A 20,978-nucleotide genomic window follows, 5' to 3' on the forward strand; every position below is an offset into this window, starting at 1 on the left:
ACATTCTATTTTTGAAATAACCATTTATTGAAATAGAATGAAAAAATATTTTCTTCCATTATTTATTCTCGGGTCTTTCTGTGTAAATGCCCAAGTTACTAACGATTCTATACAGATAGGAGATCCTTTTGAAAGTGATTCTATTATACTAGATCAAGCCGTTGTGGTTGGGTATGGTACTGTTAAGAAATCAGATCTTACATCAGCTGTTTCATCAGCTAATGCTAAAGACATTACGCAAATTGCAAGTACAACTGCCATGCAGTCTTTGCAGGGTAAATTAGCTGGTGTTAATATTATTAATACGGATACTCCAGGAGGTACACCAACTGTTTTGGTTCGTGGAATGGGTACTGCTTTGGGAGGTAAAGCTCCTTTGTATGTTGTGGATGGGTTAATTGTTCCAAATATTAATAATATTAATCCAAATGACATTGAAAAAATTGATGTTTTAAAAGATGCAGCATCTTCAGCTATTTATGGAGTTCGTGGTGCAAACGGTGTTGTTGTTGTAACAACTAAACGTGGTAAAACAGGAAAGATAAGAGTTAACTATGATTCATATATTGGAGTAAGAAATACTATGAATATGGTAGATATGGCTGATGCTAATCAGTACATAACTTATTTTAACGAGCAAAGAAAAGCAACAGGAGGTTCTTTGATTTCTACAAATCAACAATATAACACGAATTGGTTTGATGAAATTATGAAAACAGGTCAACTAATTAGTAATAACGTTAGTTTGTCTGGTGCAGGTGAAAATATTAATTACTTGTTCAGTCTTAATAATTTTGAAGAAAAAGGAATTTTAGATGGAAACAATTATAAACGCACAACAGTTCGTAATAACAATGATTATAAATTGTTTGATGGAAAACTTAAAATTAAACAAAATGTAAGTGCTACTTTTACACGTGAAATTCCGAAATCTTATGGTGCTTTTGATACTGCATTTCGTCAATCACCATTAGTTCCTGTTAGATATGATGATGGAAAATGGGGACAACCTTTTTGGAATAAAACGACTGGAGAGGTAACTTATCTTTTAAATCCTGGAGATGGTTCTGGAAAATTAAATTCGCATGGTAATCCAGTTGCGGGAGCATATTATGATAATCAAAAAATAAATGCTACAATTCTTCAAGGGAGTATTGATGCAGTATTGAATCTTACTAAAGGATTAGACTTTACATCTCGTGCAGGTGCAACTAAATATTGGTATAAGAAAAGAACTTTTACACCAAATAAACAAACTTGGTTAGCTGCTGATCCTACAAGAACGGCTGCACAGTTTGAAATAGAAAAAATAAAATCTACAAATGTAGGTGTTACGACTTGGGCAGATAATTCATTAGCATTTAATGAAATCGAAACGTTTAGATAGTCTTGGGAGAATTTTGTAACATTTGAACGTAAATTTGGGAATCATTCAATTAACGCAGTTGCAGGAGTTTCAGCAGAAAAAAAAGGTATAGGTACTTATAGTAATGTCACTGTATATGATGTTCCTGATAAAGAACAATATTGGGCTGAAAATCATGCTACAGGTTCATACGATAGAAATTATGAACAAAAGAATTATACACCAAGAGCCTTAGCTTCTTATTTTGGTCGTGTTCAATATAATTTTGACAATAAATATTATGTTACGGGTATTATTAGACGCGATGGATCAAGTGCTTTCAAACAAAACAAAGAATTCTGGGGTACTTTCCCTTCTGTGTCTGTTGCATGGAACATTTCAAATGAAGATTTCTTGAAAGATTCTCAAACAATTAATTTCTTAAAATTAAGAGGAGGTTGGGGTCGTTTAGGAAATGATGAAGTTCCATTCAATCAAACAAATATTTATCAAGGCAATGGAAGTACAAATTATAACTATGTATTTGGACCAGGGCAAGATTTAATTTTTGGAGCTTACATTGGAACACCAGCAAAAAATATTTCTTGGGAAATTGTAGAGGAATTAAGCGTAGGAATTGATTTCACATTATTTAATAATAAATTGTCTGGTAATGTAGATTATTACAAAAAAAATACAAAGAATGCTATTCTAAATGTGAAACCACTTCTAAATAGTGCATATAGTGATAAATTTTATGATCATGCAGCTGAGATAGAGAATAAAGGATTTGAAATTGCTTTAAATTGGCAAAACACAACTCCTTCAGGGTTTAGATATTCTATAGGAGGTAACTTCAATTACAATAAGAATGAAGTATTAAATGTAGAAGATGCTTATGCAGGTATGACAGGAGGTTCATTAGGAAATGGACAAATTGTTAAACGCTTAGAAGCAGGTCAAGCATTAGGATCTTTTTGGTTGTATGAGGTCGAGGGTGTTTGGCAAACACAAGACGAAATTAATAACAATGCACATATTTCAAATGCTAAACCAGGACACTTACGATACAAAGATCAAAATGGTGATGGAATCATCAATGATTTAGATAAAAAATTCATGGGAACTTATATTCCAAAATTTAATTATGGAATTAATATTTCTATGGAATACAAAAATGTGGATCTTAACATTAGTGGTTACGGAGTTGGAGGAAACAAAGTGTACAATGGTATTAAAAACACTCGTTTAGGTGGAGAAAATATTTCTGTCGATATGTTCAATGCTCGTTGGACAGGTGCAGGAACTTCCAATACTAACCCAGGAGCAGAAAGAGGTCAAGAAGCGTCTTCATATTATTTAGAAAAAGGAGACTACTTCCGTTTAAGTAACGTAACATTAGGATATAATTTTCGTGATAAAATAGATTTTATTAAAAATCTGAGAATCTATGCGAGTGCTCAAAATTTATTTATCATTACAAAATATTCAGGATTTACACCAGAGTTAAACGCATATAATAATGAAGGGGATCCATATGGTACTACTGGTGTAGATTTTTCTGCATATCCTAATATGAGAACTTTCTTGGTTGGATTAAATGTTGAATTCTAATCTTAAAATTTTAAAACAATGAAAAAAAATATATTCAAAATATCAACAGTTGCAGTTTTATTATCTTTTGGTTTGATCTCTTCTTGTTCTGATGAATTTTTAGATGTAAAATCTCAAGAAAATATAGCTATTGATGATCAAGCTTCTCAATCTCCAGAAAAATATGTGAATGGTATTTACGGAATGTTTACAGATTGGGATTATGCATTCTCTTGGTTAGGAGTTACTGAAATGATTTCTGATAATGCAGATAAAGGAAGTTCCTCTACAGATAATGGTGGAGATAAAAGAGATTTAGACGAATTATTACATAGTTCTACAACTGGTTCTATCGAAGCTATGTGGAAACGTTTTTATAAAACAATTGTTAGAGCGTCATATTCTATAAAATATACGACAGAATCATCAATCACAGATGCAGAAAAAAATAGATTAATTGGGGAAGCAAAATTTTTGAGAGCTGTTTCTTATTTCTATTTGGTTCGTATGTTTGGAGATACTGTGATACAGGAGTTAGATGTTCCGGCGTCTTATTCAGTACGTAAACCAAAAGCAGAAGTTTATGCATACATTGAAGCAGATTTATTAGATGCAATATCAAAACTTCCTACTAAAAATGAATATGCTGCAAAAGATTTAGGACGTGCAACAAAAGGAGCTGCTCAAGCTTTATTGGCAAAGGTATATTTATACCAAGGAAAAAATCAACAAGCGTACGATATGGCTACAACCGTTGTTAATTCTGGTATTTATGATTTAGAAAGTGATTACGCAACAACTTGGAGAAAAGAAACTGAGAATGGTAAAGAGTCTTTATTTGAAATCCAAGCTCGTGGAGATGCTGTTGCGCATGGCGTTCAACAATATTCAGAAACTCAAGGAGCTCGTGGTACTGGAGGTTGGGGATGGGGATTCAATGTTCCTTCTCAAAATTTATTAGATGCTTTTAATGCTGAAGGAGATGCTATTCGTCGTGATGCAACAATCATTTTTAGAGGTGAAACTTTATATGACGGTCGTTTAGTTCCAACTTCTGTAGAAAACCCGATGTATAACGAAAAAGCGTATTCAAGTGCGAATCTTGGTTCTGCGGATGGAGACAAAAACATTCGTGTAATTCGTTTTTCTGAAGTTTTATTAATTCAAGCCGAAGCAGCAAATGAAATTGGGCAAGATGCTTTAACACCTCTTAATCGTGTTAGAACACGTGTAAAATTAGCTCCAATAGCAAGTATGTCTAAAGATCAATTACGATTAAAAATTTGGAATGAAAGACGTTTGGAGTTAGCATTCGAGCACGATCGTTGGTTTGATTTAGTTCGTACAGGACAAGCTAAAGACATGATGGCTCTTGATGGAAAAACATTTGTTACAGGTAAACATGAGTTATTCCCAATTCCAAATGCTCAATTAATTCAAACTCCAACAATGACTCAAAACCCAGGTTGGTAATGATTAAATTAAATAAAACAATAGTTACTTGCGCTCTTTTATGTGGCGCAAGTGCTTTTGCTCAAACAAAACAAGAAAATAAGCTGTTAGATAAAGTTCAAAAACAGACGATTCAATATTTTTGGGATTACGCTGAACCTCATTCAAAATTAGCTCGTGAACGTTTTCATCCTGATGGTTTTTATCCAGAAAATGATTCAAATATCATTACAACAGGAGGAACAGGATTTGGATTAATGAGTTTAATTGTTGGTATTGATCGCGAATTTATTCCAAGAAAAGAAGCAACTGAACGAATTTTAACAGGGTTGAAATTTTTACAAAATGCAGATCGTTTTCATGGAGCTTGGCCACATTGGTTAAATGGCGAAACAGGAAAAGTAAAAGCTTTTAGTACATACGATAACGGAGGTGATTTGGTAGAAACTGCATTTCTTGCTCAGGGGTTAATTTGTTTGAAAGAGTATTTCAAAGATTCTAAAAATGAGAAAGAAATAGAGATTTCGCAATTAGCTGATCAACTTTGGAAAGAAATCGATTTCAATTTTTATACACGAGGAGAAAATGTGTTGTACTGGCATTGGTCTCCAAATTACGAATGGAAAATCAATTTTCCTTTAAAAGGATTTGATGAAACCATGATTACGTATGTTATTGCTGCGGCTTCTCCAAAACATTCTATCAATTCAGAAGTTTATTACAGCGGTTGGACGAGAAATGGTGATATAAAATCAAATGATTCTGCATACGGAGTTCCATTAATTGTAAAGCATAACGGAGCTAATAAAAATGTTGGACCTTTATTTTGGGCACAATATTCATTTATTGGACTTAATCCAAACAATTTAATAGATGGAATTGGTATTGATTATGGAAAAGTAGTGAAAAATCAAGCAAAGATTCATTACATCTACAATCAACAAAAAAAGGAAAGTTTCAAGAAGTACAAAAAAAATATGTGGGGATTAACGGCAAGTTATACCTTCAATCCAGATGGAACAGAAGGTTATACAGCACATTCTCCATTAAATGACAATAATGTAATTACGCCTACAGCTGCGTTATCGTCTTTCCCATATACACCGAAAGAATCTATGGATTTCTTGAAGTTTATTTACGAAAAACAAAACAAAAGCTTGATTGGAGTAGCAGGTCCGTATGATGCGGTTGATGTAAAAAATGATCGAGTGATTACAAAATATTTGGCGATAGATCAAGGAACAATTACACCAATGATAGAGAATTATCGCTCTGGATTATTGTGGAAATTGTTTATGCAAAATGAAGATGTACAAAGAGGTTTAGATAAATTGAAATTCAAAACAACAGCCTCGAATTAAAATCAAAAAAATGAAAAAACTAATTTATTCAATTGCTTTCTTAGGATTAGCATTCAATACTTATGCGCAAAAAATAAAGTTTGATAAATCAAAATCGAAATCAGAATTTATTGATTATGTGATGAGTCAAATGACGATTGATGACAAAGTAGGTCAGATGGTACAATATACCTATGACGGAGGTGATGTTACAGGATCTGCAATTGATAAAAATTATATAAAATACACGAAACAAGGTATGATGGGGTCCGTGTTTAACGCAACGACAACAGATATTACTAAAAAATTACAAAAAATAGCTGTTGAAGAAACACGTCTTGGAATTCCATTAATTTTTGGATACGATGTAATTCATGGTTACGAAACTATTTTCCCAATTCCACTTGGTGAAGCTTCTTCTTGGGATTTAAAAGCAATTGAAAAATCGGCTCGAATTGCTGCTGAAGAAACAGCTGCAGGTGGAGTTCATTGGACTTTTGCTCCGATGGTTGATATCGGTTTTGATCCTCGTTGGGGACGTGTTTCTGAAGGTGCAGGTGAAGACACTTTCTTAGGAAGTAAAATTGCAATAGCGCGTGTTAATGGTTTTCAAGGTAAAAGTTTATATGATTTAAATACCGTTTTAGCGTGTACAAAACACTTTGCAGGATATGCTTTAGCGCAGGCTGGTCGCGATTATGGTTCGGTAGAAATTTCTGATCGTTTCTTAAGAGATTATATTTTGCCGCCTTTCAAAGCGACTGTTGATGCAGGTGCTGGATCTTTCATGACGTCTTTCAACGAAATTGGAGGAGTTCCTTCTACAGCAAGTAAATATTTGTACGATCAAATTTTGCGTAAAGAGTGGAATTATAAAGGGTTTGTTGTAACAGATTATACTGCGATTCAGGAGTTAGTTCCTCATGGAATTGCAAAAGATTTGGAAGAAGCAACTCTAAAATCGGTTGAAGCAGGTATTGAAATGGATATGATGAGTGGTGCTTTTCTTAATCATTTACCAAAATTGGTAAAAGAAGGAAAAGTAAAACAAGATGTGATTGATACTGCAGTTCGTAGAATTTTGGAAGCAAAATATGACTTAGGACTTTTCGAAGATCCATATCGTTATTCAAATTCAAAACGTGAGAAAGAAACGGTAATGAAACAAGAGTTTTTAAATGAAGCTCGTGACGTTGCTCGTAAATCAATGGTTTTATTAAAGAATGAGAAACAAATTTTACCATTAAAAGAATCTCAAAAAGTTGCAGTTATTGGTCCATTAGTAAAAGATGAGAAAAATATCATTGGAAACTGGGCTGCACGTGGAGATCGTTATGGAAAAGCATGGTCTGTTTGGGAAGGTTTGAATGATGTTTTAGGTAAAAATGCAAAAATTACTTATGCACAAGGAACAGAACTTAATTCATCTAAAACTGATGGTTTTCAAGAAGCAATTAATGTAGCGAAAAACTCGGATGTAATTGTTGCGGTTATGGGAGAAAACGAGAATCAAACAGGTGAAGCGGCTTCTCAAACAAATATAGATTTACCAGGAAATCAGAAAGAATTATTAAAAGAATTAAAGAAACTTGGTAAGCCAATTGTTTTAGTTTTAATGGCTGGTCGTCCAATGACAATTTCTTGGGAGAATGATAATATGGATGCAATTTTATATGCATGGTATCCAGGAACAATGGGAGGTTTAGCGATTACAGATGTTTTATACGGTAAATATAATCCTTCGGCTAAAACACCTATGACATTCCCTCGCTCTGTTGGTCAAATTCCAATTCATTACAATCAAAAAAATACAGGTCGTCCTTATTTAGGAGAAAGTGATGTAGAGCAAAAATATAAATCTCGTTACACAGATTCTCCAAATTCGCCTTTATATCCATTTGGTTACGGTTTAAGTTATACAACGTTTGATTATAGTAACTTGAAGTTGAATAAATCGATAATGAAAAATGGAAAAGATGAAATCAAAGTAACTGTAAATGTTAAAAATACAGGAAACTACGATGGAGAAGAAGTGGTACAATTATATGTTCGCGATTTAGTAGGAAGTGTAACGCGTCCAGTTCGTGAATTGAAAGGTTTTGATAAAGTCATGATTAAGAAAGGAGAAACAAAAACAATTACGTTTACATTAACTCCAGAAGATTTAAAATTCCACGATATCAATATGAACTATGTTGCAGAAGCAGGAGATTTCGACATTTTTGTTGGAGGAGATTCTAACGCTTCACTTAAAACAAGTTTTACTTTAGTTGATTAAATTCCTCATATATAGTTAGAAATTTAGTTTTATTTCTCAACCAAGTAAGTATGTAAGTGCTTACTTGGATTTTTACAAAAATTCACACATGAAAAAATATATTAGTTTAAGTTTAGTTTTAATCATGACAATGATAGGTTTTGCTCAACAAAATATATCAATTATGTCTTACAATATTAGATTAGCTTCTGTTGATGATGGCGCAAATCATTGGAATATTCGCAAACAAAAATTGGTTGATTTAATCAAGTATTATGATGCTGATTTTGTTGGTGTACAAGAAGCGCAAGTTCCTCAACTAGATTTTATCAAACAAAATGATTCACAATTAGATTTTATCGGAGAACCTCGTTCAAGTGATAAAAATGCTGAATATTCGGCGATTTTTTACAAAAAAGATCAATACAAAGTTTTAGAACAAAAAACGATGTGGTTGTCAGAAACGCCAGAAAAAGAATCAAAAGGTTGGGATGCAGCATACAACAGAATTATCACTTACGGATTATTTCAAGACAAGAAAACAAAAAAGAAATTTTGGGTAATCAATACTCATTTTGATCACGTTGGAAAAGTTGCGCGTCAAAAATCATTAGAATTAATCGATCAATTAATTCATGATTTAACAAGTAAAAAAGATTATCCAGCATTTTTTATGGGAGACTTTAACATGAATCATGATGATGCCTCTGTAAAATATATTCAAAACAAATATTTAGATACTCGCCTTAATGCGCAAATGGTTTATGGACCAGATTTTACATGGGAAGATTTCAAATTCAATGTAAAAGGAACAGAAATTTTAGATTACATTTTTTACAAAAAGAATCCAAAAGTAACGTGTAAAAGTTTCAATACGATTGATGATTTCTATGATTTCAAATATCCATCAGATCATTTACCAATTTTAGCTAAATTTTTAATTCAATAATAATTATGACAAAATCACATTTGAAATATCCTGTTATTGCAGGTTTGCTGTTAAATTATTTTGCAGTAAATGCGCAAGATTTTAAACTATCGAATAAGAAAATCGAAATATATACAACTGCAAAAAATACCAATCAACGAATTACAAAATCAACAGATAAAGTAGCAGTCAAAAAATTTCCGCAACCAAAAGAAACGGATATTGCGATTTTTATTGATCCAAAACGTAAATTCCAAAAATTTGAAGGAATTGGAGGTGCAATCACAGATGCTTCTGCGGAAGTTTTAGCAAAATTGCCAAAGAAAACGCAACAAGAAATTATCAAAGCTTATTATAGCGAAAAAGAAGGAATTGGTTATTCATTGATTAGAACAACAATAAATTCGAGTGATTTTTCGAGCGATAGTTACACTTATGTAAAAGACAATGATAAAGAGTTGAAAACTTTTGACATTGGACATGATCTGAATTATAAAATTCCGATGATAAAAATGGCAAAAGCAGAAATGAAAGACGCTTATCGTTTATATGCAAGTCCTTGGAGTCCGCCAGCTTGGATGAAAACGAATAACAGTATGTTGAAAGGAGGTTCTTTGAAACCTGAATATTACCAAACTTGGGCTAACTATTTTGTGAAATTTATCGAGAATTATGAGAAAATTGGTTTACCAATTTGGGGAGTTTCTATTCAGAACGAACCAATGGCAACGCAAACATGGGAATCGTGTATTTATACAGCTGAAGAAGAACGTGATTTCTTGAAAAATAATTTAGGTCCGACTTTTCACCAAAAAGGATTAAAAGACAAAAAAATTATTGTGTGGGATCATAACCGTGATTTAATTTACCAGCGTGCTTCAACTATTTTGAATGATCCTGAAGCTGCTAAATATGTTTGGGGAGTTGGTTTTCACTGGTACGAAACATGGAACGGAAGCGTGAATTTATTCAATAATGTAGCGTTAACTCATGAAGCTTTTCCAAATGTTAATTTAATTTTTACAGAAGGTTGTAAAGAACAATTTGATTACAATCAAATGGGAAATTGGGCATTGGGTGAAAAATATGGTTACAATATGATCAACGATTTTAACTCCGGAACAGTTGCTTGGACAGATTGGAATGTTTTGTTGGATGAAAAAGGAGGACCAAATCACGTAGGAAATTTCTGTTTTGCACCAATTCATGGTGATACTAGAAATGGACAGGTTACGTATACAAATTCGTTTTACTACATTGGTCAATTCTCAAAATTTATTCGTCCAGGTGCGCAAAGAATTGCGGCATCGTCTAATCGTTCAGATTTAATGACAACTTCCTTTGTAAACAAAGACGGAAAAGTTGTGGTGGTTGTGATGAATCAAACAGATAAACCTTATCAATATAATTTATGGATAGAAGGAGAAGCTGTTGAGGTAAATTCGCAAGAACATTCGATTAGCACAATCATTATTTCGTAAAAAAATAGAATAATTAAAGGGAAAATTATTTATAGTAAATTGCTTGACAAATTGACAACGTAAGAAGTTAAAGTCAAGCAATTTTTATTTAAAATAGAAGAAAATGAAATATTTAGTTGCCTTATTTTTAATGATAAGTTATACATATGCGCAGAAAACGATAGTATATGATAAAAAAAATAATTTAGCGTTTGATATTTATTATCCGAAAAACTATAAAGAGAATCAAACCTATAATGTATTTGCTTGGGTACACGGAGGCGGATTTTCAGGAGGAACAAGAGCGGATAAAGAAGAAATTGAACGAATGAAAGATGCTCAAGAAAGAGGTTTCGTAGCTGTTTCTATCTCGTATAGATTATTGGCAAATTCTTCGGCTGGTTTTGGGTGTGATTTGCCAAAACAAGAAAAGTTGATGATTTTTAAAGAAGCCTCTTTTGATGTTTTAACTGCGCTAAATTTTATTCAAAATAATTCAAAAGAACTTAAATTCTCGATTAATAAATTAATTTTAGGAGGAAGTAGTGCAGGAGCGGAGACTATTCTAAATGCTTATTATTTGAGAGATTTATGGTACGGAAATCAATTCAATCAAGTTAAAATTGATGGATTAGTAAGTTATGCAGGAGCGATTGTAGACAATCGTTATGTTACAAAATCGAGTGTTTTGCCAACAGTTTATGTACATGGTTTAAGCGATGATGTTGTACCAGCTTACAATGCGCCACACAGAAGTTGTTTGGATAATCAACCAGGGTTTTTTCCTTTAAATGGTTCTGCTACTTTAGAAGATTTGAATAGAAAATATAGTCAGGCATCTTTTGCTATTTTCTCTAATTCAGGAAAACATGAATGGTCTGGATTAAGAAAACAATATTTAGACGAAGTTTTCAATTTTATTAATCAATCAATAATTGGAAATAAAAAAGTAAATAATCGAATAATTGTTGACTAATAAAAATATAAGTACATGATAAATTATTTAATGATTATAAATATAAAACAAACAAAGAGCAAAATTTCTTCTGCTCTTTGTTAAATAACCTAACCAACTTTATACTATGAAAAATCTGTATAATCTTTAAACTCCTTTGTTACGAATCACAAATAAGAATTGTAAATTTAGAAATACAATTATTGTTTTAAATTGATGTAGATTAAGAAAAAAGAATCAAAGTTATAATTTTTAATAAGCTAATTATGTATAAATTAATAAAATGTTTCGTTTTAATTTTTGCAATTCTAATGTTGAACTCTTGCGAGAAAAAAGAACTCAAAACTAATCTTAAAACTTCTTCAAAAAATGAAATTGTTGTTGATAAACTTTCGGTTGCCGAATCAGATTATGGAGTAGGTTGCGTGACCGAATATTATAAAAAAGGAAGTAAAATGAAAGACGAAATCTATTTACAAACAAGTTCTAAAGACGAGTTGACTTGGGTAAATTATATTTCAATCAATGGAAAAAGAGAAGTTTTTTCTTCTAAAAATGACGATACCAAATCTACTGAAAACGAAAATGGATATACGCTGCGTTTAGAAAATGATGATTACATTATCGAAATTCATGCAAAAATTGGAGAACAAAATATTGAATCTGATTCAGCTTTAGCTAATGGAACAATGAAAATTACTCGAAAATCTGATCAACAAACAAAAACAGTTGACTTTGAAGGAGGAACTGCTTGTTAATTTTTAAATAAAAAGACAAAGCTAATTGCTTTGTCTTTTATGGTTATTTTTTGAAGATAAAATTAGAAATGACTTCGACTAATTCTGTATTTATTGGAAGTTCTGGGTTATTGTAAGAAGATAAATCTTCTTTTGATGTTACGTTTTTTAAAACGTGATTCATCACTTTGATAATAACAGCAGATTTAGGAGAAAGGTTTTTAGCATTGTCCGTATCAACTTGTATATCCATATCACCTTGAATCACTAAAAAAGGAATAGTTAATTTATTGATTTCATTTACAGGATTATATTTAATCCAAGAAATTAAATATGGTTGTACACTTTTACGAAATAATGCTGATAAATTAGGATTAATATTATTTACAGTATTTCCATTCTTCAAAGAATCTATAATAACATACGATTCAGTTTTTAATTTTTCAGGAAGTTGAGTTAATTGTTTCTTAAGTATTTGGTCGATAGGTTCTCCAGCGCCAGAAACTGAGATGAATTTGTCGACATTTTTTGTTGAAGCAAGCATTCCAATTAATGAACCTTCGCTATGTCCAGCTATTGAAATAGAACTAAATCTTTTATCTTTTTTTATGAAAGTTACCCAATTACTTGCGTCTTCAACGTAATCATCAAATGTAAGTTTAGATTCGTCCAAATTAGCAATAGAACTTTCTCCAATTCCTCTTTTGTCATAGCGAATAGATGCAATTCCAATGACAACTAAACTTGGTCTTAAAAAAGTAGAATTTTTCATGGCTAAAACTTTACTAACAAATATACTATTTTTCGCCTAAAAAACAAGTCTAAAATACTCGCTTCCAAACTTTTTTGCGACTCATATTTTTATAAGAAGCTTTTATTTCTAATTTATTTTCAGAGACTAACCGAAGCTCCATATCAAAAATCCGGCTCTCTGTTGGCAGTGTGATTTTACCATTCCAATGCGGGTTTTTAAATTGAATATCTTTAAAAATGATGTCTCCTGGTTTTGCTTTAGGCTCTTTAACTTTTAACCATACAATTTTCCCCAAATAACAGTCTTTACTTTTAAAAATCTCGACTCTTCTAGTTCCATCAGGATTTTCCCATTGTCCGATGATAGCATCTAAATTACCAGAACCGAAACCTAAGAACAAAAATGCAATAAAAATGATAATTACTCTCATTACTACTGGATTTAAAAACTGAAAAACACCTTGCTTTTTAAACAAGGTGTTTACTAACTAAACTTATTTACTTCGATTCGCTATAAAACGCTCTTTCATTTCTTTTCTGTTATCCGTCTTTTTGTCTTTGAACTTCTTATATTCTTCTTCGGTTAAGACTTCTTTCAACTTGGCATCTCGTTCTTCATCAGCAGTTTTTAATTCCTTAACTTTAGTCAGTTTACTAGAGCTTCCTGCTTTTATTTCTTCTGTCTTTTTTACAAAATCTAAGTTGACGCTCTGAACTTTTTCTTTAGTTTCATCGCTAAACCCAATTTGTTCCTTCATTCTTTCTGTTAACTCAGTAGCCTTTTCTTCTGTTGTTTTTTCTTGTGCAAAAGTTCCAATGCTTACAAAGAACACCGAAAGTAACAATAGTACATTTTTCATTTTTTTATAATATTAAAATTAATTTTAATAAAGTTAAATGAAAGTTTAATTAATTCAAAATGTAAAATCATATTTTTTCAACTTTAATATTATTGATACATTTGCAACCTAAGTTTTAGTAAAATGAATTTTAAGAAATTAGCCCTTGCAGCATTGGCGTTAGGGACAACAGCATATATCGTTAATCACAATAAGAAAAATGTAAAATATAAACCTGCTCAAAATTTTGATTTAGGTGGATTTTTAGGGCGTTGGTACGAGATTGCACGTTTGGAAAATAAAGCACAAAAAGGACAAACAAATGTGACGCATCGTTTTAATTTGAACGAAGAAAATGGGCAATTGGAAGTGATTGTGCGCGGCTACAATGCGAAGAAAAAAGGGTGGGAAAAGATTGAAGGAATTGCAGCACAAGATATCGAAAATGTTGGGTTGTTCTCGACAACGTTTTTACCAATTTTAGCAAAAAAATTATATGTAATCGATTTTGATAAAGATTACAATAATGTATTAGTTGCAAGTGAAGATTATAAAAAGTTATGGATTCTATCGCGTAAGAAAGAGATTTCGGATAAGGTAAAAGACAGATTTTTTGATTCGGCAAAGAAAGTAGGATTTGATCCAAGTAAGTTAATTTGGCCTTCTCAAGTTCCGATTGCGAAATAAGATTATTTATTTTTAAGACATAAAAAAACCTCGAGAAATTCTCGAGGTTTTTTGTTCTATTATTTTTGGTTTTTCTTTTCCCAATCGATCGGGAAATTACAACTTTGGTATTCTTTTCCAATTTTAATGTAAGCATCACCAACTTGACGTTTTACCCAATCCATCAACAATGTACGTTCTTTATCTTGAACTGCAAATTTTTGAATTCTATAGTAATCATCTTGGTAATTGATTTTATGCTCTGGATAAAATTTATTGATTTTTAAGATTCTTAAAGCTTTTCTGTTATCAAAATCATCTTCGAAAACTTGAGAAATATCTCCTTCATTCAATGTTGCAATCGCTGTAAACATTGGTAGAGGTAAAGCCATTTTCTCGAAACGATCGTCACCAGAATTTTGGTTCATGATATTTCCTGAGTTAAATTTTGTGTATTTATCATCAGAAAATCTTAATGCAGCATCTTTAAATGTCATTTTTCCGTCGTTAATTAAAACTCGAATCGAATCTAATTTATTATAAGCCTTTTTTATTTCTTCTTCCGTTGGTTTCAACGTAATCAAGATATGACGCAAATCTAATTCTTGTCCACGACGTTTTTCTAACTTAATAATATGATATCCAAAATCAGTTTTGAATGGATCAGAAATTTCACCTTCTTGTAAGTTAAACGCAACCGCATCAAACTCTTTTACCATTTTACCACGAGAAACTTTTTTGTATTCACCTCCGTTACTTGCGGAACCTGGATCTTCTGAATATAAAATTGCTTTCGTTGCAAAAGAGGCACCTTCTTCAATTTCTTTTTTGATTTCTTTTAATTGATCGATAATCTTTTGTTGATTTTCTTGTGAAACTTCAGGATAAGTTACAATATGGCTAATCGAAACTTCGTCTTTCACGTCTGGTAATTCACCTTGGTGTTTTTCGAAAAACATACGAACTTCTTCTGGTGTTGCATCAGCACCTTTTACAACCATTTCTCTTTTGTTACGCGCATAAATATTATCTTCAACGATATATTTAGTCTCGTTTTTCATTTCCGCCATTGTACGGAATCCGAAATAGTCTAAAATTTGTTTTTCTCCTCCAGCTTGAGCAATCCAACCTTCGATTTGATTGTTTAATTGACGAGTTACCTCATCTTGTGTCACTTTGATTAAAGTATCTTGTTTTGCACGATCAACCAACATTTTGTCTAACATAATGTCGTTTAGGAAATCGCATTTGTCTTCGACTTGCATCCCTTGTTGTTTTGACATTAAATAATCTCGATCTACATCAGACTCTAAAACAATCTGATCTCCGACAACAGCAGCTATACCATCTACTTTAGCAAGACGTTTTGGTGTTGGTTTTGCTGTTTGTGCAAAAGTATTTACCGTAAATAATGCTGCAATTAGCAACATCATACTCGATTTAAATTTCATATACTTTAATTTCATTTTAATATTCTAAGCTCGATAAAAAAACTTACCGATGAGCAAATTTAACTTTTTTTGTTAAAGTCCAACATATTTTAATTTCCTTTAACAAAAGAATTGATTTTTTAGTTTATTGTTAAGATTAAACTAAGCCAAATGTACGCAAAGAAACATTCCAAGCAGATTCGAAATCAAAAAGATTCAAACCATGTTTTTCTTTGTGCTCATTTGCGAAACTAATTAACTTTTCGGTTGGCATATTTCCGACCATATCACTTTTTGACATTGGACATCCGCCCAAACCTTTTATAGCGCCATCAAAACGACGACAACCATTATCATAAGCGGCTTGTACTTTGGAATGCCATTCGGTATAAACGGTATGAAAATGTGCGCCAAATTCAATTTCTGGATAATGAGGAATCAAATTTTGGAACAAATCAACAATTGTTTTTTCGTCTGCAACACCAATTGTATCTGATAGATTGATTGAAGAAATTCCGATATCCGCCATTTTTTTAGACCATTCTTTTACGATTTCTTCATTCCAAGTTTCTCCATAAGGGTTTCCAAACGCCATCGATAAATAAATTAACATATGTTTACCATTATCATTTGCAATTTGGTTGATTTCTTTCACCATTTCAAATGCTTCTTCACGACTTTTATTCGTGTTGAATTGCTGAAAATTCTCTGAAATAGAAAAAGGAAATCCAATAATATCAACTTTTTCGTGTTCAGCAGCTTTTATTGCGCCACTTTTATTGGCAACAACAACAGACAATTTCGATTTTGAATTGGTTTTATCAATATTATCTAAAACTTCTTTTGTGTCCGCCATCTGTGGAATCGCTTTTGGCGAAACAAAACTTCCACAATCTATCGCTTCAAAACCAACAGTCAATAAACGATTTAAGTAATCGATTTTCTTATCAGTCGGAATAAAATCTTTGCGTCCTTGCATTGCATCACGAGGACATTCAATAATTTTAAAAGTTAGCTCACTCATTTTTTTGGTTTATTTGCGCCTTAAAGGTAGATAATTTAGTAATTTTGACAAAAATTAAAACGCAATGCAAACAGAATGGAGAGAAAAGTTGGTAACACGCTTTTTGAAATATGTTAAAACTTACACTGAAAGTGAAGCTTTTTTAGATAAATTTCCAAGTACAGACCGTCAATGGGATTTAGCAAATTATTTGGTTGAAGAGTTAAAACAAATCGGTTTAGAAGATGTTTCAATAGATGAAAACGGGTATGTTTTTGGATATGTTCCTTCTACAGTTGATCACGAAGTGCCTACTATTGGTTTTGTTTCTCATATGGATACATCGCCAGATTTTTCTGGAGAAAATGTACAACCTCAAATTTGGGAAAATTACGATGGTGGAGATATCAAATTGAACGAATCAATGATTTTATCACCAAACGAGTTCCCTGAATTATCTCAATATAAAGGTCAAACTATCATTACAACTGATGGTACAACATTATTAGGTGCTGATGATAAAGCTGGTGTTGCTGAAATTGTAACAGCTGCAGAATATTTGATTGCTCATCCAGAAATTAAACATGGACGTATCGCTATTGGATTTACACCTGACGAAGAGGTTGGTCGTGGTGCAGATTTCTTTAATGTAGAGAAATTTGGTGCTGAATGGGGTTACACAATGGATGGTTCTGAAATTGGAGAATTAGAGTACGAAAACTTTAATGCTGCATCTGGAATTGTGACAATCAAAGGTAAATCTGTTCACCCAGGTTATGCAAAAGATAAGATGATTAATGCATCTAATATTGCAATGGAGTTTGCTGCACAATTACCAAACGACGAAGTTCCTGAATTAACTGATGGTCGCGAAGGATTCTTTCATTTAGCTAAAATTACAGGAAATGTATCTGAAGCAAAAATGGTTTACATTATCCGTGACCACGATATGGAGCAATATGAAGCGCGTAAAGCTTTATTTTTACAAATTGCTGCTGATATTCAAGAGCGTTTTGATCATGAAGTAATTACAGCAGAAGTTTCTGATCAATATTTTAATATGATTGAGAAAGTAAAAGAGAAATTCCAATCTGTTGAAATTGCTGAACAAGCTTTGAAAGATTGTGGAGTTACGCCAAACATCAAACCAATTCGTGGAGGTACAGATGGTGCTCGTTTATCTTTTATGGGATTACCTTGTCCTAATATCTTTGCTGGAGGTCATAATTTCCACGGACCTTACGAATATGTTCCGGTAGAATCTATGGAAAAAGCAACAGAAATTATTGTACGTATTGCAGAATTAACAGCTGAAGGAGCGAAATAATTCTTACAATATATCTTAAAAATAACTTAAGTTTTCTTTTTTGGTTTAAATTTTGCATAATTTCAAATCAAATTAGAAAACTTTTTTTATGAAAAATATCGTATTATCAGCAGCCGCTATATTTTGTTCAACTTTTGCATTTGCGCAAGAAGAGATAAATGTTGGAGATTTTAATATCTTAAAAGTTTATGATAAAATTCCAGTTGAATTAATTTCATCAAACGAAAACCTAGTGAAAGTAGATGGAGTTAATGCGAGCGATGTTCAAGTTGAAAATAACAAAGGTGAACTGAAATTGAAAATGACAGGAACCAAATTGATGCAAGGAGGAGAAGCAACGGTTAAGGTTTATTACAAATCATTATACGAAATTCAGGCAAGTCAAGGTTCTCGCATTTATTCTGATGATGTTGTAAAATCACAAGCATTGTATTTGACATCTAACGAAGGTTCATCTATCAAATTACCAATCGAAACATCAAAATTAGAAGTCAAAATAAATTCTGGTGCTGAAGTAATTTTAACTGGTGATACTGAATTTCAGACTGTAATTGCAAATTCTGGAGGGAAATATTATTCGAAAACATTAAATTCTGATACAGCAAGTTTAACAACAAATGCAGGAGGAGTAATAGAAGCGAGAGCGGAGAAATCTGTAGATGCAAAAACTAGAGCAGGAGGAGTGATTGATATTTATGGTAATCCAACGCAACGTAATCAGAAAAAATTAGCTGGTGGAAAAATTAATTTTAAATGATTTAGAACTTTAACAATAATATAAAAGCAACGATTAATTCGTTGCTTTTTTTGTCTGATATAACAAATAAATCAATTCGACATATTTGCTATAACTTATCGTTCCTTCTTGGTTATTTGCCTTCAAAAACTGATTATTTAACTCAGAAAAAGTATCGCTCGTAACACCTTCATATTTCAAATAATGTTTTAATTCGGCTTTTCTGTCTTGCTTTATTTTAGAATGCATATTATCCAATTCCATTTTCACAAAATACGGATCAGATTTGTAAATAGAGCCTAAAAGTGTGTAAATACTTTTGTAATAAACTGAATAATTAATTTCAGGATTTCTAGATTTTGTACCTAAATAATAAGCTAAAAAATTAGCTTCACTTTCTGATGCAAATCCCATTTGGTGTCCATATTCGTGGAAAAGTGTTGCAGGTTGTTTCAAATTTGTATTGTATCTGTTCAGATTTGCTTCTGCCGTAAAAGGGTTATAGTATCCCAAAATACCCATATAATTTTGCATTTCCGAAATCCAAGATAATTTGTATTGTGTATCTTTTAATAATCGATAATTTTTTAACCATTTTACATTATTTACTTGGTGTTGTAAAGCAAAAAATTCTTGATTATAATCTTTTAAATTAGATTTGAATTTTATCGTTGTTGTTGAATCATTGTGTTCGATTAAATTTCTTGCTGATATTGCTTTATCAAGTTCGTAGCAATAGATTTCTTTCAGAATTTTAGGTTGAATAACGATTTTTTCTTTGTCAATAGTTAACGTTTGTTTTTTGTACATCACGCTCCAAGCAAACGTGTAAATAAAATAGATACAGTTTACAAAAATCATAATGCAATAAATTGAATGCGAAACTTTTTCTTTCGATTTGAAAAAACTTCGAATCAATTTAAAAATCAATACAAAACCGATTATTCCAATGATTAAATAAAACAATTCTCCAACAGGAAAATGAACTGAATTCGTGATTTTTGCAATAAATCCTGAAATTGGAAATGTAAGATGATTCACGATGAAATCATCAACGCTTTCGATTGAAAATAGTATCGAAAATAAAATAATTTGAAATAGAAAAATAAGAATACTTCGATAAGTTTTATTCAACTTCTTTAGCATATTGATTGGCGATATAACTGATATAAATTAACTGAAAAGTGTGGTAAAGCATAATCGGAATCAAATAAATACCGATATCTCCCGTAAAAATAACTGCTGCAATTACCGAGCCATGAACCAATGATTTTTTAGTCGAACAAAATTGAATGGTGATGTCATCTTCTCGATTAAAATTCATTTTCTTCGCAACCCATTTTGAAAGATTAAAAAAGAAAAAGAATAACGCAACTACAATTATGAAAACTGCCAACAACGGAAGAACGCCTAATTTTGAGAATAATCCATCCAAAAAAGTATGACTAAAACTGTTGTAAACAATAAGTACAATGGTTAGTTTATCTAAATTACCGAATTGCTTTTTATATTTATTGTAAAAGAACCCTAAATAAGGTTGAAGAAGAGCTCCGATAAAAACAGGTAAAATAATTTTAAGAACTAAATCCAAAAAAGTTCCTAATAAATCAAATTCACCATTACTTTTTGATAAAAACAAACTCATCCAAAGCGGTGTAACAACAATACCTATTAGTCCAGAAATACTTGCGTTAAAGATAGCACTTGGTATATTTCCTTTCGCAATAGAAACCATTACAACTGACGAAGAAACTGTACTTGGTAACGCGGCTAAATAAAATATTGCGACATACAGAGTAAAATAAATTGGGTAATTTTTTATGAAAGGATAGAAACACAAGACTAATAATGGAAAAAATATAAATGTGATGGATTGAATCAAGACATGCATTTTCCAATTTGCTAAATCTTTAAAAACTTCTTTCCAATTAAGTTTTAATCCATAAAAAAAGAATACTAAGATAACTCCAATATCAATTATTGTATTCAGATTGAAATCCTTGTAAGACCACAAACTAATATCTGGGAAAAAATATGCGACAACAATGGCAACGAATAAAAACAGAATAAAAGGGTCGGGTAATTTATTTAGAATTTTCAAAATCAATAAAATTTAAACAAAAATAATAAATAAGATGATAAACATTTACTAAATAA

General features: G+C 31.6%; 18 protein-coding genes and 1 pseudogene. 12 read left to right on the top strand and 7 right to left on the bottom strand.

Features of this window, described 5'->3' with window-relative positions; genetic code table 11:
- Window positions 1–37 precede the first annotated feature (37 nt).
- The 9 genes and pseudogenes from N5E64_RS10725 (at window position 38) to N5E64_RS10765 (ending at window position 12,088) form a co-directional block, all read left to right on the top strand.
- Window positions 38–1,387 carry a TonB-dependent receptor plug domain-containing protein gene (locus tag N5E64_RS10725; protein ID WP_280037566.1) on the top strand — a complete coding sequence of 450 codons (1,350 nt, stop codon included), beginning with the start codon at window positions 38–40 and terminating at the stop codon, window positions 1,385–1,387.
- Between the two features lie 15 nt (window positions 1,388–1,402).
- Window positions 1,403–2,959 (top strand): annotated as a pseudogene (locus N5E64_RS10730) (SusC/RagA family TonB-linked outer membrane protein); the annotation flags it as partial.
- A gap of 18 nt (window positions 2,960–2,977) precedes the next feature.
- Window positions 2,978–4,411 (top strand): RagB/SusD family nutrient uptake outer membrane protein, encoded by a 1,434-nt coding sequence (locus N5E64_RS10735; RefSeq protein ID WP_280037567.1) that lies wholly within the window; start codon window positions 2,978–2,980, stop codon window positions 4,409–4,411.
- Complete coding sequence (locus tag N5E64_RS10740; protein WP_125350338.1) at window positions 4,411–5,751, top strand: glucoamylase family protein; 1,341 nt, start codon at window positions 4,411–4,413, stop codon at window positions 5,749–5,751. Before N5E64_RS10735 ends, N5E64_RS10740 begins: the two co-directional genes overlap by 1 nt.
- Window positions 5,752–5,761: 10 nt before the next feature.
- Entirely contained in the window at window positions 5,762–8,008 is a 2,247-nt protein-coding gene (locus tag N5E64_RS10745; RefSeq protein ID WP_280037568.1) for a glycoside hydrolase family 3 N-terminal domain-containing protein, read from the top strand.
- Window positions 8,009–8,096: 88 nt separating this feature from the next.
- A complete protein-coding gene (locus tag N5E64_RS10750; protein ID WP_280037569.1) occupies window positions 8,097–8,936 on the top strand; it encodes an endonuclease/exonuclease/phosphatase family protein in 840 nt (279 codons plus the stop codon).
- Between the two features lie 5 nt (window positions 8,937–8,941).
- Complete coding sequence (locus tag N5E64_RS10755) at window positions 8,942–10,396, top strand: glycoside hydrolase family 30 protein (RefSeq protein WP_280037570.1); 1,455 nt, start codon at window positions 8,942–8,944, stop codon at window positions 10,394–10,396.
- 103 nt (window positions 10,397–10,499) lie between these two features.
- Window positions 10,500–11,351: a carboxylesterase family protein gene (locus N5E64_RS10760; RefSeq protein WP_125350343.1), complete on the top strand. Its 852-nt coding sequence runs from the start codon at window positions 10,500–10,502 to the stop codon at window positions 11,349–11,351.
- Window positions 11,352–11,596: 245 nt separating this feature from the next.
- Window positions 11,597–12,088, top strand: coding sequence for a hypothetical protein (locus N5E64_RS10765; RefSeq protein ID WP_147279999.1), 492 nt, complete (start codon window positions 11,597–11,599; stop codon window positions 12,086–12,088).
- 43 nt (window positions 12,089–12,131) lie between these two features.
- Here the strand turns inward: N5E64_RS10765 and N5E64_RS10770 are convergent, their stop codons facing one another.
- The 3 genes from N5E64_RS10770 to N5E64_RS10780 form a co-directional block, all read right to left on the bottom strand.
- Window positions 12,132–12,839 carry an alpha/beta hydrolase gene (locus N5E64_RS10770; RefSeq protein WP_280037572.1) on the bottom strand — a complete coding sequence of 236 codons (708 nt, stop codon included), beginning with the start codon at window positions 12,837–12,839 and terminating at the stop codon, window positions 12,132–12,134.
- Between the two features lie 49 nt (window positions 12,840–12,888).
- Window positions 12,889–13,251: a DUF2147 domain-containing protein gene (locus tag N5E64_RS10775; protein ID WP_280037574.1), complete on the bottom strand. Its 363-nt coding sequence runs from the start codon at window positions 13,249–13,251 to the stop codon at window positions 12,889–12,891.
- 63 nt (window positions 13,252–13,314) lie between these two features.
- Window positions 13,315–13,680: a hypothetical protein gene (locus tag N5E64_RS10780; protein ID WP_280037575.1), complete on the bottom strand. Its 366-nt coding sequence runs from the start codon at window positions 13,678–13,680 to the stop codon at window positions 13,315–13,317.
- A gap of 123 nt (window positions 13,681–13,803) precedes the next feature.
- Between N5E64_RS10780 and N5E64_RS10785 the strand changes: the two genes are divergently transcribed.
- The gene (locus N5E64_RS10785; protein ID WP_219034590.1) at window positions 13,804–14,346 is read left to right on the top strand and encodes a lipocalin family protein; all 543 of its coding nucleotides are present in this window, start codon (window positions 13,804–13,806) and stop codon (window positions 14,344–14,346) included.
- A 59-nt stretch (window positions 14,347–14,405) separates the two neighbouring features.
- Here N5E64_RS10785 and N5E64_RS10790 read toward each other — a convergent pair whose 3' ends face one another.
- Window positions 14,406–15,776 (bottom strand): peptidylprolyl isomerase, encoded by a 1,371-nt coding sequence (locus N5E64_RS10790; RefSeq protein ID WP_280037576.1) that lies wholly within the window; start codon window positions 15,774–15,776, stop codon window positions 14,406–14,408.
- Window positions 15,777–15,912: 136 nt separating this feature from the next.
- Window positions 15,913–16,779: a hydroxymethylglutaryl-CoA lyase gene (locus N5E64_RS10795; RefSeq protein WP_115000675.1), complete on the bottom strand. Its 867-nt coding sequence runs from the start codon at window positions 16,777–16,779 to the stop codon at window positions 15,913–15,915.
- Between the two features lie 64 nt (window positions 16,780–16,843).
- On the opposite strand from N5E64_RS10795, the gene pepT reads away from it, so the two are divergent.
- Both pepT and N5E64_RS10805 read left to right on the top strand, forming a co-directional pair.
- A complete protein-coding gene (gene pepT, locus N5E64_RS10800) occupies window positions 16,844–18,085 on the top strand; it encodes a peptidase T (RefSeq protein WP_115000674.1) in 1,242 nt (413 codons plus the stop codon).
- Between the two features lie 88 nt (window positions 18,086–18,173).
- On the top strand, window positions 18,174–18,842 hold the full coding sequence (locus N5E64_RS10805; RefSeq protein ID WP_125350349.1) for a head GIN domain-containing protein: 669 nt from the start codon (window positions 18,174–18,176) through the stop codon (window positions 18,840–18,842).
- A 33-nt stretch (window positions 18,843–18,875) separates the two neighbouring features.
- Here the strand turns inward: N5E64_RS10805 and N5E64_RS10810 are convergent, their stop codons facing one another.
- Together N5E64_RS10810 and N5E64_RS10815 are read right to left on the bottom strand one after the other, a co-directional pair.
- On the bottom strand, window positions 18,876–19,967 hold the full coding sequence (locus N5E64_RS10810) for a DUF3810 family protein (protein ID WP_280037577.1): 1,092 nt from the start codon (window positions 19,965–19,967) through the stop codon (window positions 18,876–18,878).
- Complete coding sequence (locus N5E64_RS10815) at window positions 19,948–20,922, bottom strand: bile acid:sodium symporter family protein (protein ID WP_038331779.1); 975 nt, start codon at window positions 20,920–20,922, stop codon at window positions 19,948–19,950. The genes N5E64_RS10810 and N5E64_RS10815 overlap by 20 nt, the downstream gene beginning before the upstream one ends.
- Between the last annotated feature and the right edge of the window lie 56 nt (window positions 20,923–20,978).

The sequence above is a fragment of the Empedobacter sp. GD03739 genome, from assembly GCF_029843245.1.
Taxonomy (GTDB): domain Bacteria; phylum Bacteroidota; class Bacteroidia; order Flavobacteriales; family Weeksellaceae; genus Empedobacter; species Empedobacter falsenii_B.

Excerpts from the sequence above, each read along its gene's own strand:
- N5E64_RS10725 (WP_280037566.1), top strand. The coding sequence starts at position 38 with ATGAAAAAATATTTTCTTCCATTATTTATTCTCGGGTCTTTCTGTGTA.
- N5E64_RS10735 (WP_280037567.1), top strand. The coding sequence starts at position 2,978 with ATGAAAAAAAATATATTCAAAATATCAACAGTTGCAGTTTTATTATCT.
- N5E64_RS10740 (WP_125350338.1), top strand. The coding sequence starts at position 4,411 with ATGATTAAATTAAATAAAACAATAGTTACTTGCGCTCTTTTATGTGGC.
- N5E64_RS10745 (WP_280037568.1), top strand. The coding sequence starts at position 5,762 with ATGAAAAAACTAATTTATTCAATTGCTTTCTTAGGATTAGCATTCAAT.
- N5E64_RS10750 (WP_280037569.1), top strand. The coding sequence starts at position 8,097 with ATGAAAAAATATATTAGTTTAAGTTTAGTTTTAATCATGACAATGATA.
- N5E64_RS10755 (WP_280037570.1), top strand. The coding sequence starts at position 8,942 with ATGACAAAATCACATTTGAAATATCCTGTTATTGCAGGTTTGCTGTTA.
- N5E64_RS10760 (WP_125350343.1), top strand. The coding sequence starts at position 10,500 with ATGAAATATTTAGTTGCCTTATTTTTAATGATAAGTTATACATATGCG.
- N5E64_RS10765 (WP_147279999.1), top strand. The coding sequence starts at position 11,597 with ATGTATAAATTAATAAAATGTTTCGTTTTAATTTTTGCAATTCTAATG.
- N5E64_RS10770 (WP_280037572.1), bottom strand. The coding sequence starts at position 12,839 with ATGAAAAATTCTACTTTTTTAAGACCAAGTTTAGTTGTCATTGGAATT.
- N5E64_RS10775 (WP_280037574.1), bottom strand. The coding sequence starts at position 13,251 with ATGAGAGTAATTATCATTTTTATTGCATTTTTGTTCTTAGGTTTCGGT.
- N5E64_RS10780 (WP_280037575.1), bottom strand. The coding sequence starts at position 13,680 with ATGAAAAATGTACTATTGTTACTTTCGGTGTTCTTTGTAAGCATTGGA.
- N5E64_RS10785 (WP_219034590.1), top strand. The coding sequence starts at position 13,804 with ATGAATTTTAAGAAATTAGCCCTTGCAGCATTGGCGTTAGGGACAACA.
- N5E64_RS10790 (WP_280037576.1), bottom strand. The coding sequence starts at position 15,776 with ATGAAATTTAAATCGAGTATGATGTTGCTAATTGCAGCATTATTTACG.
- N5E64_RS10795 (WP_115000675.1), bottom strand. The coding sequence starts at position 16,779 with ATGAGTGAGCTAACTTTTAAAATTATTGAATGTCCTCGTGATGCAATG.
- pepT (WP_115000674.1), top strand. The coding sequence starts at position 16,844 with ATGCAAACAGAATGGAGAGAAAAGTTGGTAACACGCTTTTTGAAATAT.
- N5E64_RS10805 (WP_125350349.1), top strand. The coding sequence starts at position 18,174 with ATGAAAAATATCGTATTATCAGCAGCCGCTATATTTTGTTCAACTTTT.
- N5E64_RS10810 (WP_280037577.1), bottom strand. The coding sequence starts at position 19,967 with ATGCTAAAGAAGTTGAATAAAACTTATCGAAGTATTCTTATTTTTCTA.